This window comes from Streptomyces sp. S.PB5, from assembly GCF_030403745.1.
In the GTDB taxonomy this organism is placed as follows: domain Bacteria; phylum Actinomycetota; class Actinomycetes; order Streptomycetales; family Streptomycetaceae; genus Streptomyces.
Window position 1 is genome coordinate 179,788 of record NZ_JAQMWP010000003.1, and the last position, 14,137, is coordinate 193,924.

Genomic DNA, 14,137 nt, shown 5'->3' on the forward strand with positions numbered 1-14,137 from the left:
CGCGTCATCTCACCAGGTGGCGCGTACCTGGCGGATGATCCTGCGGCGCAGCCGCACCTTGCGGCTTCCGTCACGCAGCAGGCTCAGGCGGTCCAACTCCCAGTGTCCGTACTCGGCATGGTCCGTCAGCAGACGTGTGGCGTCCTTGCGGGAGACCCCCCGCGGTACGTACACGTCGACAAATTCGTATTCCGGCATCGCATCTATTGTGCGGGCTGGGGCCCGGTACGGATAGCGTCTGCACTATGTCTGATGCTGTGCAGCCCACCGCTGCCGAGGTACGTGCCGCCGCCGAGGCGGTCAAGACCGCGCTCGACCGCCACCTGGCGGCGGTCGAACGCCGGTCGGGGGAGGACGACCCGACCGTCTACGAAGCGTTCAACGAACTTGCCGCGGCCGCCGAGGCGTACGACGAGCTGCTCTACGACCGCTATGACGAGGTCACGCCCTTCGAGATTCCCGGCACGGAGGATCTGCCGCCCTACGCGGGTCCCGAGGAGCCGCACGCGGTGAGCGTGCTGATCCGCCGTGACTACGCGGTGGCCGAGCCGCAGCGGCTGCTGGCGCAGGCACAGCGGATCGAGGCGGCGGACTACGACGACGGTGCGGAGGCCTCCGGCACCGTGCACGGAGCGTTGGGCATCCTGTTCGGGGAGTTCGAGCCGGACGAGATCGCGTCACGGCACAAGGAGTTCGGGCTGGAGGAGGGCGACTCCACGCTGTGGGTGACCGCGGCGGACGAGCCGGCGGATCCCGGGGAGTGGCTGGAGGGACCGTTCGAGCAGATCGATCCGCAGCGGGTGGTCTGCCGGTTCGACGTCAGTGCGGTGTTCGACGACGAGTCCGACGACGAGCTGGACGACCTCGACACGGATCTGGACGAGGACGAGGATCTGGAACCGCTGGACTCCGAGCGCTGATCACGGACGGCGGCGGTCACGGAGGATTCCGTGACCGCCGCCGTCGTGTGTCTGCGGGCCGTCGGCTCCGCCGGGGGCGGCGGGGGCTGCCCGCGGCGGAGCCGCACATCGCGTCACGGCCCCACGCCCCGTCAGACGGGTCAGCCCGCCGCCGGGACCTGTGTGGCGAGCAGGACGGGCAGGCGGGTCGTGCGCGGCTTCGCCTGGATCTCCGCCACCGCCCTCGGCAGGGCCTGGTCCGCGCCGTGGACCACGGACAAATGGCGCTCCGCCCGGCTGAACGCCGTGTAGACCCACGGCCGGGTCAGGGACCGGGCCGCGTCTCCCGGCAGCACCACGACCACCGCGGGCCAGCGGCCTGCCGCCGCCTGGTGGGCGGTCAGGGCCCAGCCGTGACGCACGGACTGCTCCACCCGCTCCTTCGGTACGACGATGTCCTCGCCGGCGCAGGACAGGTGGAGGCCCTCCGCGTCGGCCTTCACCACGCGGCCCGGGAGGGTGCGCCCCGGGGTGGGGGAGTAGGCGACGCGGTCTCCCGGGTCGAAGCCGCCGAAACGGCCCGGGCCCGGGTTGAGGCGGTCCTTGAGGGCCGCGTTCAGTGCGCGGGTGCCCGCCGCTCCGCCGTGGCCCGGGGTGATGACCTGGGTCTGGTCGGCGGGGACGCCGAGCGCCCGCGGGACCGAGTCGGCGACCAGCTGCACGGTGCGGTGCACGGCCTCGCCCGCGTCCCGGACCGGGACGATCACGACCTCCTTGCCAGGGGCCTCGACCTGGTTGAGCTCGCCGATGCCGATGCCGGAGACCAGTTCGCCGAGGGGGCCCGGGTCCGGGCGGCGGGAGGCGACCTGCGGGCAGACACGGGCGGCCAGCAGATCGGCGAACACCCGCCCCGGCCCCGCCGACCACAGCACCGCCGGGTCCCCGGCCAGCACCAGCCGCGCTCCGTCCGGCAACGACTCCGTCAGCAGCGCCGCCGTCTCCACGTCCAGCTGAGGCGCGTCGAGCACCACGAGGAGATCGAGATCGAGGGCACCGTCCGCGTCCCGGCCAGGGCCTTCGGCACCGGAGAGGAGGCCGGTCACGGTGGCAGCGGGAGCGGGGTGGTCCGGCGCGCCGGAGCCTTCGAACGCGGCCGCGTCGCCGGGTCCGCCCGTCAGTGCCCTGAAGCGATCCCGGCCCAGTGGGCCGTGAGCCGCCGCCCAGGCGCGCAGACCGAGCTCGCGGGCCGCGGCGAGCAGCGCCGCCGGTTCTGCCAGGGACGCCTCCCCGCCGGTGTGGAGCACGAGGCCGTGGTCCCCGACCGCGCGAATCAGTTCACCGGCGGAGCCCTTGGCCGAGCTCGCGGCGCGCTCCCAGTCCGCTGCCGAACCGTCCTGCTTCGGTACGGAGTTGATCAGCCGGGCCAGTCCGTCGGCGAGGCTCTCCTCGGCGAGGGCGTACCGCTCCAGTCCGGCCAGGACACGGACCGGCCGCTCCTCGCCCTCCTCCGGTTCGGGAGCCCGTGGGTCGAGGGCGTCCTGGAAGACCAGGGCCTCGGCCTCCGCGAGGGTGTTCTGCACGGCGGTGTCGGCGTCCGGCACGCCCTGCTTGGCCAGGGCGGCGGTGAGCGTGGGCAGTTCGAGCGCGGTGTGTCCGGCCACGGCCGCCTGCTCCAGCAGCCAGACGGTCATCGCCCGCCCCCGCCGCTCGTCGTCCGGCCCGCACTCCGCGCCGAGCAGCGCCCGCGCGAACCCGTCGGCCTGCTCGGGCCGTACACCGGCGACGCGCAGCAACTGCCAGGGGTCGTCCCGCAGTTGCCCGGCCGCGCTCTCGCCGAGCGCGGCGGCGACCTGCGGTCCGAAGGACTCCGGGGCGCCGCCCTCGGCCAGGACCCGCCGCACGGACTCGACGGTCTCCGCCGCGGGAGCCACGGGCACGTCGGGCGACGCCACCACCGGCTGGGGCCGCCGCTCCGGCTCCGGCGCCGACCGGCGCGGGGCCTCGGGCTCGGCGAAGACAGCCGCCACGGGCTTCGCCCCGCTCTCGACGGCCCGTACGGCGGCCAGCAGATCGGCAGCCTTCCCGCTGAGCTTCGCCCCGGCCGCGACGGGCCCCTGCTTCTCGGCCCTGCGCCGCTCGATCCGCTCCCGCTCCAGCTTCTGCGCGGCGAGCTCGGCCTGCGCCTCGGTCAGCTGGGCCGCGGCGGCGCCATCGCCTCCGGCGGACTCGGACTGAGCCGTGCCGTCGGCCTCGTCCTCTTCGGCGGCTGGGGCTTCAGCGGTGCTGTCGGCCTCGTCGCCTGCGGCGGCCGGGGCCTCAGCAGCGCCGTCGGCCTTGTCAGCTGCGGCGGTCCGGGCCTCAGTTGTGCTGTCGGCCCTGTCGGCCCTGTCGGCCCTGTCGGCCCCGTCGCCCGCGGCGGCCCCGGGCTCCGCCGCCCCGTCGCTCTCCAGGCCCGGGTGCCCGGCCGCACCGTCCCCGGTCCCGCTCTCCCCGTCGTCGGTGTCGGTGTCGGGCATCTCGCCCGCCACCTCGCTCTGTCCGCTGTCGCCCTCGGAAGGCCCACCCCGGGGCTCGTCCTTGCCCGCCCCGGTGTCGTCGGCCCCCGCGACCGTCTCCTCCACGGTGTCCGGCGATTCCGGCTCGGTCTCCTCCGTGGGCTCCGGCTCCGTGCTCACAGCGTGCTCCAGTCGTGATCGGGATAGCGGTGCACGGGCGCCGACACATCGTCGAGCGCCCGGCAGATCTCGTCAGGAAGACTAAGGGCCTCCACTGACAATGCCGCCGTGAGCTGCTGCGCGTTGCGCGCGCCGACGATGGGCGCGGTGACGCCGGGACGGTCGCGGACCCAGGCGAGGGCCACCTGGAGCGGGGTCACCGCGAGTCCGTCGGCCGCGGTCTGGACGGCGTCGACGATGTGGCTCGCCGTGTCGTCGAGGTAGGGGGCGACGAAGGGGGCGAGATGCTCCGAGGCGCCGCGCGAGTCGGCCGGCGTGGCGTTGCGGTACTTGCCCGTGAGGACGCCACGGCCGAGCGGCGAGGAGGGGAGCAGACCGATGCCGAGGTCCAGCGCGGCGGGCAGCACCTCGCGTTCGACGCCGCGCTGCAGGAGGGAGTACTCCAGCTGCGTGGCCGCGAGCCGGGTCCGGGTGCCCGGCGCCGCCAGCTGCCAGGTCGCGGCCTTGGCGAGCTGCCAGCCGCAGAAGTTGGAGACCCCGGCGTACCGCGCGCGGCCGCTGCCGACCGCGAGGTCGAGGGCCTGGAGGGTCTCCTCCAGCGGGGTGTCCGGGTCGTAGGCGTGGACCTGCCACACGTCGACGTAGTCCGTGCCGAGGCGGGCGAGGGAGGCGTCCAGCGCGGCGAGCAGATGGCCGCGCGAGCCGTCGAAGCGGCGGTCCGGGTCGGGCACGCTGCCCGCCTTGGTGGAGATGACGAGGTCCCGGCGCGGGACCAGGCCCTCTATGAGGCGGCCGAGCAGATACTCGGACTCCCCGTCGCCGTACACGTCCGCGGTGTCGACGAGGGTCCCGCCCGCCTCCCAGAACGTCTTCAAGAGGTCCGCGGCGTCGTGCTCGTCGGTGTCCCTGCCCCAGGTGAGGGTGCCCAGACCGATACGGGACACGCGCAGGCCGGTGCGGCCGAGATGCCTCTGCTCCATGAACGCCGACATTACTGGCCGGAACCAGTGGTGTGGGGGCCTGTGGACGACCAGTTTCCCGCATCGGCACACCCGTTCATGTGGGCGGAAGAACACGACCGCCAGCTGCCCCGATCCGCACACCCCACGCTAAGGTCGGGAAACCAGGGACGTTACTGATGGGTAAGGGGAATCGGCCATGCAGCTCGGCATCAACCTCGGTTACTGGGGCGCCGGAATGGACGCGGACAATCTCGCCGTCGCCCAGGAGGCCGACCGCCTCGGCTACGCCGTGTGCTGGGCCGCCGAGGCCTACGGCTCCGACGCGGCGACCGTGCTCAGCTGGGTCGCGGCGCAGACGGAGCGCATCGACGTCGGCTCGGCCATCTTCCAGATCCCGGCCCGCCAGCCGGCCATGACCGCGATGACCGCCGCCACCCTCGACTCGCTCTCCGGCGGCCGCTTCCGCCTCGGCCTCGGCGTCTCCGGACCGCAGGTCTCCGAGGGCTGGTACGGCGTCAAGTTCGACAAGCCGCTGGCACGCACGCGTGAGTACGTCGAGATCGTCCGCAAGGCCATGACCCGCGAGCGCCTGTCGTACGAGGGCCGGCACTGGACGCTGCCGCTGCCCGGCGGCCCCGGCAAGCCGCTCAAGCTCACCGTGCACCCCGAGCGCGAGCACATCCCGCTGTACATCGCCGCGATCGGGCCCAAGAACCTCGAGCAGACCGGTGAGATCGCCGACGGCGCGCTGCTGATCTTCCCCTCCGCGGCCCACCTGGAGGAGACCACGATCAAGTACCTGCGGGCCGGGCGCGAGAAGGCGGGCAAGACCCTCGACGGGTTCGACGTCCACCCGACGCTCCCGCTCGCCGTCGGCGAGGACAAGGACGTCGCCACCCTCGCCGACGCATTCCGCCCCTACACCGCCCTCTACGTCGGCGGCATGGGCAGCGCCAAGCAGAACTTCTACAACCAGCTCGCCCAGCGCATGGGCTTCGAGGCGGCCGCCGCCGAGGTCCAGGAGAAGTACCTGTCCGGTGACAAGCAGGGTGCCGCGGCCGCGATCCCGCACGACCTGATCGACCAGACGACGCTGCTGGGCTCCGTGGACCGCATCGCGGACCGGATGAAGGAGTACGCGGCCGCCGGTGTCACCACGCTCAGTCTGGCGCCCGCGGGCTTCACGCTCGACGAGCGGATCGCCTCGCTCCGCGCCGGCACCGAGGCCCTGGAGCGCGCCGGGCTCGCGTGACGCACGGCGGGGAGCGCCGGAGGTTTCTGCGGCCGTGGTGGGGGCTCGGGGGTCTTCCCCGCCACGGCCGTCACGCAGAACAACGCGCCGGCGCCCGCTCGGTTACGCCCCTGTCGTGACCCGCGGGGTCCTCCTTTTGGCGGAGTTGTCCGACACAGCTGTTGCAGCACCTCTCGCGCAGCATTTGACTCGTTCTTTGCGGAGTGCAGCGGAGTCCTGCTGAGAGGTGCCCACGATGCTTTCGGCCAAGAGCCTGTTCCAGGAGATCCTCGACAACGACGAGTCCTTCCGGCTGTTCTGCTCCATCGCGGCCAGCGGCGAGTCGCAGGGCGGTTGGGAGAACGCCCGGATCGCCGCGCTCGTCCCCGACGGCGAGCGCGCACTCGCCCCCAAGATCACCCGGCACGGCGCCGACGAGGACAAGCACGGGCGGATCTTCAACGCCCTGATGAAGAAGCGCGGCCTCGAACCCGTCCCCGTACCGCCCGACACCGACTACACGATGCTCCTGGAGAAGCGCGGCATCGGTCTCGCCCACGACAAGCTCAAGGCCGACCAACCGCTGACCGTGCAGGACATCGTGACCTACCTCGCCCACAGCCGGGTCACCGAGCAGCGCGCCTCCGAGCAGATGGAGCTGCTGCGCAAGCACTTCGCCGACCATCCCGAGCTCGGCCGCGCGGTGAAGATGATCTCGGGCGACGAGGACAACCACCTCGCCTACTGCCACGAGGAGTTGCTGCGCTTCGCGGCCGCGGGGCACGGCCGGGACATCCAGCGCACGCTCAGGGAGTGTGCGCTCGCCGAGATCCGCATCTACCGGGACGTCAGCCTCGCGGTCATGGCCCACATGGGCCGCATCCTGGGCTGGCCGACGGCGAAGTCGGCCGTCCTCGCGGCGGGCATCCACGCGGTGTACGCCTACGAACGCGCCGCGGGCTGGCGCCGGATGGTCTCCCTGAGGATGCCCGAGCGGCGCAACGCCCTCGGCGGACCGGCCGGCTCCGCACCCGAGTTCGCGTGAGCCCGGCGGACAGCCCTACAGCCGGTCCTACAACGAGTCCTACAGCCAGCCCCGGCTCTTGAACAGCCGGTACAGCAGCACCTCCAGGGCGGCCATGACCGCGATCACCGCCGGATACGACCACACCCAGTGCAGTTCCGGCATGTGCTCGAAGTTCATGCCGTAGATTCCCGCGATCATCGTGGGGACCGCGGCCATGGCCGCCCACGCGGAGATCTTCCGCATGTCGTCGTTCTGCCGGACGCTCATCTGCGCGAGATGCGCCGACAGGATGTCCGACACCAGCCGGTCCAGGCCCTCCACGGACTCGTTCACGCGCGTGAGGTGGTCGTTCACGTCGCGGAAGAAGGGCCGCGCCTTCTCGTTGACGAAGGGCACGCCCGAACCGAACTGTCCGACCGCCGCCAGCCGGTTCAGCGGCAGCGCGAGCGGCCCGGTGGCCCGGCGGAACTCCAGGATCTGCCGCTTGAAGGTGTAGATCCGGGACGCGGTGTGGCGCGAGCCGCCGCCGTCCGGCGAGAACACCTCCGCCTCCAGTTCCTCCAGGTCGGTCTGGAGCTCCGTCGCCACGTCCAGGTAGTGGTCGACGACGGCGTCCGAGACGGCGTACAGCACCGCCGTGGGCCCCTTGCCGAGCAGTTGCGGCTCCTGCTCCAGGCGTTGCCGCACGGCCTTGAGCGGGGCGCCCTCGCCGTGCCGCACGGTGACCACGAAGCCGTCGCCCAGGAAGAGCATGACCTCGCCGGTGGAGACCTGGTCGCTCTTCGGTTCGTACACGACCGGCTTCAGGACGACGAAGAGGGAGTCGTCGTAGACCTCCAGCTTGGGCCGCTGATGGGCCTTCAAGGCGTCCTCGACGGCCAGTGGGTGCAGCCCGAACTCCTGGGTGACCAGGTCGAACTCCTTCTCGGACGGCTGATGCAGCCCGATCCACACGAACCCGCCCGCGGCCCGCGCCTCGTCCAGGGCGTCGGAGAGGTCCTCGGGGCCCTCGGTCCGGTGCCCGTCCCGGTAGATGGCACAGTCGACGATCACGCTGCGTATTCTCCCGTCGTTCGTCGGCCGACGCACAGCGACGCTTTCGCCGCCGGGGTGCTCCAGCCGGTGTCGGCAGCCCGGCCGTGCCCGGCCCTCCGGGCCTCCGCACGCGCCGCCTCCCGGCACCGGCGCGCCCCTGCGGCCGGGCGCGTGCGCCTACGCTGGGCCGCATGCCCACGCTGATCCTCGTCCGGCACGGACGATCCACCGCCAACACCGAGGGACTGCTCGCCGGCTGGACGCCCGGTGTCGCCCTGGACGAGCGCGGGAGCGCGCAGGCCGCCGCGCTGCCCGGGCGCCTCGCCGGGCTGCCGATCTCGGAGATCGTCACCAGCCCGCTCCAGCGCTGCCAGGAAACGATTCAGCCGCTGCTCGACGCCCGTCCCGGACTCAGCCCGCACACCGAGGAACGGATCGGTGAGTGCCACTACGGCGACTGGTCCGGCCGCAAGCTCGCCGAGCTCATGGACGAGCCGCTCATGGAGGTCGTCCAGGCCCACCCCTCGGCGGCCGCGTTCCCGGGCGGCGAGTCGATGCGGGCGATGCAGACCCGCGCCGCCGAGGCCGTACGCGAATGGAACGCGCGCGTGGAGCGCGATCACGGTGCCGACGCCGTCTATCTCATGTGCTCGCACGGCGACATCATCAAGTCGTTGGTGGCGGACGCACTGGGGCTTCATCTCGACCTCTTCCAGAGGATCTCCGTCGAACCGTGTTCCATCACCGCGATCCGTTACACACGACTGCGGCCGTTTCTCGTACGCCTCGGCGACACCGGTGACTTCACCTCCCTCGCCCCGCGCGAGGCGCCCCCGGGCGGCGACGCTCCGGTCGGGGGCGGTGCGGGCGCACCGTGATCGTCGGGCGCAGTAGGGTGAAGCGGTCCGCACAAGCACGTTCACGTATGGACGTTCACGTACTCACGATTCCAATGGAGACAGGACGTGTCCCGTCAGGTGTTCCTCTACGACCCACCGGAGCGTTTCGTGGCCGGCACGGTCGGGCTGCCCGGACGCCGTACGTTCTTCCTCCAGGCCTCCGCCGGCTCCCGGGTGACCAGCGTGGCCCTGGAGAAGACCCAGGTCGCCGCGCTCGCCGAGCGGATGGACGAGCTGCTCGACGAGGTGGTGCGGCGCAGCGGCGGCAGCGCCTCCGTCCCGGCCATGGCGCCCACCGAGATCTCCGACGCCGCCCCGCTCGACACCCCCGTCGAGGAGGAGTTCCGCGTCGGCACCATGGCGCTGGCCTGGGACGGTGACGAACAGCGCATGATCGTCGAGGCGCAGGCCCTCGTGGAGCTCGACGCGGACTCCGAGGAGGACCTCGCCGAGGCCGAGGAGCGGCTCCTCCAGGACGAGGAGAACGGCCCCCCGATGCTGCGGGTCCGGCTCACCGGCGCGCAGGCGAGAGCCTTCGCCAAGCGTGCCCTGGACGTCGTCAACGCGGGGCGGCCGCCGTGTCCGCTGTGCAGCCTCCCGCTCGACCCGGAAGGACACGTATGTCCGCGCCAGAACGGATACCGCCGCGGAGCGTGATCACCCCTGAGCTGCTCGCCCGCGGTGAACTGACCGTGCGCGGACAGATCCGTGAGGCGTCCAACGCCGTGCTGTACTGCTCCGTCGCCCACGAGGGGCAGGAGGCCGCCTGCGTCTACAAGCCGGTCCGCGGCGAGCGCCCCCTGTGGGACTTCCCCGACGGCACCCTCGCCCAGCGCGAGGTCGCCGCGTACGAGGTCTCCGAGGCGACCGGCTGGGGCCTCGTCCCGCCCACCGTGCTCCGCGACGGCCCGTACGGCGAGGGCATGGTCCAGCTGTGGATCGAGGCCGAGCCCGGCCCCGAGCTGCTGGCGCTCGTCGACACCGAGGAGCCGGAGGCGGGCTGGAAGGCGATCGGCTTCGCGGAGGTCGGCGAAGGGAAGACGGCCCTGCTGGTGCACGCCGACGACGACCGGCTGCGCCGCCTCGCCGTCCTCGACGCGGTGATCAACAACGCCGACCGCAAGGGCGGCCATCTGCTGCCCGCCGGGGAGCGCCTCTACGGCATCGACCACGGCGTCACCTTCAACACCGAGAACAAGCTGCGCACCCTGCTGTGGGGCTGGGCCGGCGAACCGCTGCCGGGCGAGGCCGTCGACGTGCTCAAAGGCCTCAAGGAGGCCCTGACGGGGGAGCTGGCCACCCGGCTGGCCGCACTGATCACGCCCGCCGAACTCGACGCCACGCGCGCGCGTGTCGAGGTCCTGCTGACCTCCGGAAAGCACCCGGAGCCGAGCGGGGAGTGGCCGGCCATTCCCTGGCCGCCGGTGTAGGAGCACACTGGCCGTGTCCCTGCACATGGGCCGGTTGTGCGCAAGAAGGCCTTACCGGCCATCCGGCCCGGTCCGGTTCGTATACGGAACATCCGTCCGGTTAGGCTCATGACATGCATGCCTGGCCCGCTTCCGAGGTCCCCGCCCTGCCTGGTCAGGGCCGCGACCTGAGGATCCACGACACCGCGACCGGTGGTCTGATCCCCCTCGACCCCGGTCCCGTCGCCCGTCTCTACGTCTGCGGCATCACGCCGTACGACGCGACCCACATGGGACACGCGGCGACCTACAACGCGTTCGACCTCGTGCAGCGCGTGTGGCTCGACACCAAGCGGCAGGTTCACTACGTCCAGAACGTCACCGACATCGACGACCCGCTCCTGGAGCGGGCCGCGCGGGACAGCGTCGACTGGGCCGCCCTCGCCGAGAAGGAGACGACCCTCTTCCGCGAGGACATGACGGCCCTGCGGATGCTCCCCCCGAAGCACTACATCGGCGCGGTCGAGGCGATACCAGGGATCGTCCCGCTGGTCGAACGACTGCGCGACGCGGGCGCCGCCTACGAGCTCGAAGGCGACGTCTACTTCTCCGTCGAGTCCGACCCGAACTTCGGCAAGGTCTCGGGCCTGGACGCCGCCGCCATGCGGCTGCTGTCCGCCGAGCGCGGCGGCGACCCGGACCGTCCGGGCAAGAAGAACCCGCTCGACCCGATGCTGTGGATGGCCGCCCGCGACGGCGAGCCGAGCTGGGACGGCGGCTCGCTGGGCCCCGGCCGGCCCGGTTGGCACATCGAGTGCGTCGCCATCGCCCTCGACCACCTCGGGATGGGCTTCGACGTCCAGGGCGGCGGCTCCGACCTCGCCTTCCCGCACCACGAGATGGGCGCCTCCCACGCCCAGGTGCTGACCGGCGAGTTCCCCATGGCCAAGGCGTACGTCCACGCCGGCATGGTCGCCCTGCACGGCGAGAAGATGTCCAAGTCCAAGGGCAACCTGGTCTTCGTCTCGAAGCTGCGCTACGACGGCGTCGACCCGGCCGCCATCCGGCTCGCGCTGCTGGCCCACCACTACCGGGCCGACTGGGAGTGGACCGACCAGGTGCTCGAAGACGCCGTCGCCCGCCTCGGACGCTGGCGTGCCGCCGTCTCCCGGCCCGACGGCCCGTCCGCCGACGCCCTCGTCGAGGAGATCCGCGAGGCCCTCGCGAACGACCTCGACGCCCCGACCGCCCTTGCCGCCGTCGACCGCTGGGCGGCGTTGCAGCAGGAGCAGGGCGGCTCCGACGAGGGCGCCCCCGGTCTCGTATCGAGGGCCGTGGACGCGCTGCTCGGCGTCGCGCTGTAAGGACACCCCAGCGAAAGGGCGCTTCCTCCCCGCGGAGGAAGCGCCCTTCGTGTCACCTGGTGCCCGTCAGAGCTTGCGGATCTGGATGCTGCGCAGGATCTGCGGGGTCTGGGAGTCCCAGATGCCGATGACCTGGTGGCCGAAGGCGAAGGCCTCCTGGACCTGGTCGTGGGTCTGGGCGTTCGGGTTGAACAGGACCCTGACCTGGTTGTCGATGACCAGCGCGATGAGGCTGGGCTGCCCCGGCAGCGGCTGCACGACGTCGATGTAGCCGCCTGCGACACCGGCCTGCAAAGCCTGCTGCTGGACCTGCTGCTGGATGTACTGCACGGCGATCTGGGCGATCTGCTGCAGATGCTGCTGCACCTGCTGCTCGACCTGCTGTTGCTGCTGCTGGCCCATCTGCTGCTGTCCGTAGCCCTGCTGCTGCCCGAAGGGCTGCTGGCCGAGCTGCTGGAGCAGCTGCTGGTACGGCTGCTGCTGGCCGAGCTGCTGGAGCTGCTCCAGCGAGCCACTGCCCGAGCCGAACGGCTGCTGTCCCTGCTGTCCCTGCTGTCCCTGTTGGCCCTGCTGTCCGAAGTTCTGCTGCCCGAAGGGCTGTTGCTGTTGCTGTTGGAACGGCGAGGTGCTCGGGAACTGCTGTCCCTGCTGTTGTCCCAGTTGGCTCATCTGCGGGGTGGTGCTCATGCGGGTGCCACCTTCCCTTGATGGTTGGGATGTACCGACCGTCAGCCCGTGACGACCAGGCCGACGATCTCGTCGTCCGCGAACCACACGCGGACGTCGGGACGTCCCCCCGCGAAGGCGGAGTGCACCGCCTGGCGGATCTCGGGGGACGGACGGTTCAGGTTCCGCCAGCCGCCGGCCACGAACAGCCGGAGCCTGGGCGGGAGTTCACGTGGGTACGGCAGGAGCTCGTCCCAGTACTTCTCGGCCTGGCCCGAGCCGACCGCGTGCGGCAGCAGATGGGTCACCGCCGCCTTGATGTCGGGCCGGCTGCCGATCCGCTGCGAGGCCGGCCGGCCCGGTGCGTCCTGCTGCGCGGAGCCGGTCGCCCGCAGGACCGCGCGGGCCCGTTCCGGCGACATCGGCGCCTGGGCGGCCGCCTTCAGCATGCCCTGCAGCGCGGCCAGGGCGCCGACCACCATCGGGGAGGCCGAGGAGGTCCCGGAGAACGTGTCCGTGTACCAGGTGATCTCCTCGGGGCCGCCCTGGAGGTCGCCGGGCTTGTCCCAGAAGCCGCCGGTGGTCGTGACCTCACGTCCCCAGCCCTGGGCGTCCACGCGGGCGCCGTAGTTGGAGAACGCCAGCCTGGAGCGGTCCGGGCCGTGATCGCGGCCGTGCGTGCCGGGCGGGGGTGCGCCCGCGCCGACCAGGACCGCACCGGAGGACTGGTTGGACGGGTTGAACGGGTTGCGCCAGGACTCCGGGAATTCGTCCGGGCGGCGCTCGTAGACCGCGTCGTCGAGGGACTCGCCGCCGTTGCCGGCCGCCGCCACCACGATGACGCCCTTGGCGGTGGCGTGGCGGACGGCCGCGAAGTCGTCCGGCCACCATTCGAGGGCGACATAGCCGCGCTGGTCGTCGCGCTCGGCGAACTCGAACCTCGGTCCGGGGCGGTGGAGTTCGACCAGGACGATGTCCCCGGGGCCCAGCCGGTCCGCCGCCGCGTGGATCGCGGCCGCGGTGCCGATGCCCTGGAAGGACGCCGCCGCGGTGGTCGCCTCCGGCACGATGCCGGTGACGCCGTGCTCGCCGAGGTCGCCGCCGATCACGCCGATCACGGCGGTGCCGTGATTGCGCCAGGCGACATCCGTCAGCGGGGTGCCGACCACGACCCCGGCCAGCTTGGCGGACAGGTCCTCGTGCCCGAGCTGCCACGAGCCCTCGACGTCGATCACGGTCACGCCCTGACCGGCACCGCCGGGCCGCTGCCACGCCCAGTGGGCGTCGATGCCCTCGGGCGCGGGCCGCAGATAGCCCTGCCGACTGCTGAAGTCCGGGGTCACCGGGCCGCCTTCCTTCAGCCGCCCGCTCTCCTCGCCCATCTGCCCGAGGCTCGCGGGGACGGCGCCGGGCTTCACGTACGCCGTGTCGATGCCCGGCAGCGCGGCGATCCGGGAGCGCAGCTCCTGGGCGCGGCTGTGGTCGCCGCGGACCCGGTAGAACAGCGCGAGATCGGGCACGTCCTCCGGGCCGGCCGCCGCCGACTGCTGCAACCTCTCTTCGCTTCCGAACAGCGGCTCGAGAACGAGCTGTTCGTCGCTGAGGAACATGTTCAGGGCCGAGACGTCCGCTCCGGCCGCCGACCGGACGCCCTCGGCCCGGGCGCGCAGCCGGGCCTCGGGACGGGCGACGACGATCAGTTCCTGCTCGGCCCCTCGATAGGTGAATCCCGCTCCGTCGGGCCCCGGCCCGGAGGCCCCCGGGCCCTGCGCCGGCTGTGCCTGGTCCGTCATCGGATACCGCTCCCTTCGGTCCTTGCGGGTGCCTGGTTGCGGGGGTGGTGCGCCTCCGCAGGACAACCAAGCACTCCGTCGGCCTCCCGTCCACCCCCCGTTTCGTGAACTCGGTTTGGAATCAGTTGAATTGGGTAACGTGTGCAATCCGTCCTGAAACAGATGTCACGCAACAAT

At 72.1% G+C, this 14,137-nt stretch carries 14 protein-coding genes; 8 read left to right on the forward strand and 6 right to left on the reverse strand.

The window, feature by feature from the left end; all coding sequences use genetic code 11:
- Positions 1–9: 9 nt before the first annotated feature.
- A complete protein-coding gene (locus PH203_RS09665; RefSeq protein ID WP_030053310.1) occupies positions 10–198 on the reverse strand; it encodes a DUF5703 family protein in 189 nt (62 codons plus the stop codon).
- Between the two features lie 47 nt (positions 199–245).
- On the opposite strand from PH203_RS09665, the gene PH203_RS09670 reads away from it, so the two are divergent.
- The gene (locus tag PH203_RS09670) at positions 246–920 is read left to right on the forward strand and encodes a hypothetical protein (protein ID WP_289918638.1); all 675 of its coding nucleotides are present in this window, start codon (positions 246–248) and stop codon (positions 918–920) included.
- Positions 921–1,060: 140 nt separating this feature from the next.
- On the opposite strand, the gene PH203_RS09675 is transcribed toward PH203_RS09670, so the two are convergent.
- Positions 1,061–3,574, reverse strand: a complete 2,514-nt coding sequence (locus PH203_RS09675; protein WP_289918641.1) for a helix-hairpin-helix domain-containing protein — start codon at positions 3,572–3,574, stop codon at positions 1,061–1,063.
- Positions 3,571–4,554 carry an aldo/keto reductase gene (locus PH203_RS09680; RefSeq protein ID WP_289918642.1) on the reverse strand — a complete coding sequence of 328 codons (984 nt, stop codon included), beginning with the start codon at positions 4,552–4,554 and terminating at the stop codon, positions 3,571–3,573. Before PH203_RS09680 ends, PH203_RS09675 begins: the two co-directional genes overlap by 4 nt.
- Before the next feature lie 178 nt (positions 4,555–4,732).
- Here PH203_RS09680 and PH203_RS09685 point away from each other — a divergent pair, with 178 nt between their 5' ends.
- The gene (locus tag PH203_RS09685; RefSeq protein WP_289918645.1) at positions 4,733–5,788 is read left to right on the forward strand and encodes an LLM class F420-dependent oxidoreductase; all 1,056 of its coding nucleotides are present in this window, start codon (positions 4,733–4,735) and stop codon (positions 5,786–5,788) included.
- 235 nt (positions 5,789–6,023) lie between these two features.
- Complete coding sequence (locus tag PH203_RS09690) at positions 6,024–6,812, forward strand: ferritin-like domain-containing protein (protein WP_289918646.1); 789 nt, start codon at positions 6,024–6,026, stop codon at positions 6,810–6,812.
- Positions 6,813–6,851: 39 nt separating this feature from the next.
- On the opposite strand, the gene corA is transcribed toward PH203_RS09690, so the two are convergent.
- The gene (gene corA / locus PH203_RS09695; RefSeq protein WP_289918647.1) at positions 6,852–7,847 is read right to left on the reverse strand and encodes a magnesium/cobalt transporter CorA; all 996 of its coding nucleotides are present in this window, start codon (positions 7,845–7,847) and stop codon (positions 6,852–6,854) included.
- A 173-nt stretch (positions 7,848–8,020) separates the two neighbouring features.
- On the opposite strand from corA, the gene PH203_RS09700 reads away from it, so the two are divergent.
- The 4 genes from PH203_RS09700 to mshC all read left to right on the forward strand — a co-directional run bounded on the left by PH203_RS09700 (position 8,021) and on the right by mshC (position 11,501).
- Complete coding sequence (locus tag PH203_RS09700; RefSeq protein ID WP_289918650.1) at positions 8,021–8,707, forward strand: histidine phosphatase family protein; 687 nt, start codon at positions 8,021–8,023, stop codon at positions 8,705–8,707.
- An 87-nt stretch (positions 8,708–8,794) separates the two neighbouring features.
- Positions 8,795–9,385: a DUF3090 domain-containing protein gene (locus tag PH203_RS09705; RefSeq protein ID WP_289918651.1), complete on the forward strand. Its 591-nt coding sequence runs from the start codon at positions 8,795–8,797 to the stop codon at positions 9,383–9,385.
- Positions 9,349–10,158 (forward strand): SCO1664 family protein, encoded by an 810-nt coding sequence (locus PH203_RS09710; protein ID WP_289918654.1) that lies wholly within the window; start codon positions 9,349–9,351, stop codon positions 10,156–10,158. The genes PH203_RS09705 and PH203_RS09710 overlap by 37 nt, the downstream gene beginning before the upstream one ends.
- Before the next feature lie 113 nt (positions 10,159–10,271).
- The gene (mshC, locus tag PH203_RS09715; protein ID WP_289918656.1) at positions 10,272–11,501 is read left to right on the forward strand and encodes a cysteine--1-D-myo-inosityl 2-amino-2-deoxy-alpha-D-glucopyranoside ligase; all 1,230 of its coding nucleotides are present in this window, start codon (positions 10,272–10,274) and stop codon (positions 11,499–11,501) included.
- Positions 11,502–11,567: 66 nt separating this feature from the next.
- Here the strand turns inward: mshC and PH203_RS09720 are convergent, their stop codons facing one another.
- On the reverse strand, positions 11,568–11,867 hold the full coding sequence (locus PH203_RS09720; RefSeq protein WP_289918658.1) for a hypothetical protein: 300 nt from the start codon (positions 11,865–11,867) through the stop codon (positions 11,568–11,570).
- Between PH203_RS09720 and PH203_RS09725 the strand changes: the two genes are divergently transcribed.
- Complete coding sequence (locus PH203_RS09725; RefSeq protein ID WP_289918661.1) at positions 11,856–12,209, forward strand: hypothetical protein; 354 nt, start codon at positions 11,856–11,858, stop codon at positions 12,207–12,209. The genes PH203_RS09720 and PH203_RS09725 overlap by 12 nt on opposite strands.
- 20 nt (positions 12,210–12,229) lie before the next feature.
- Here the strand turns inward: PH203_RS09725 and PH203_RS09730 are convergent, their stop codons facing one another.
- Positions 12,230–13,960 (reverse strand): S8 family peptidase, encoded by a 1,731-nt coding sequence (locus tag PH203_RS09730; RefSeq protein ID WP_289918662.1) that lies wholly within the window; start codon positions 13,958–13,960, stop codon positions 12,230–12,232.
- Positions 13,961–14,137 lie beyond the last annotated feature (177 nt).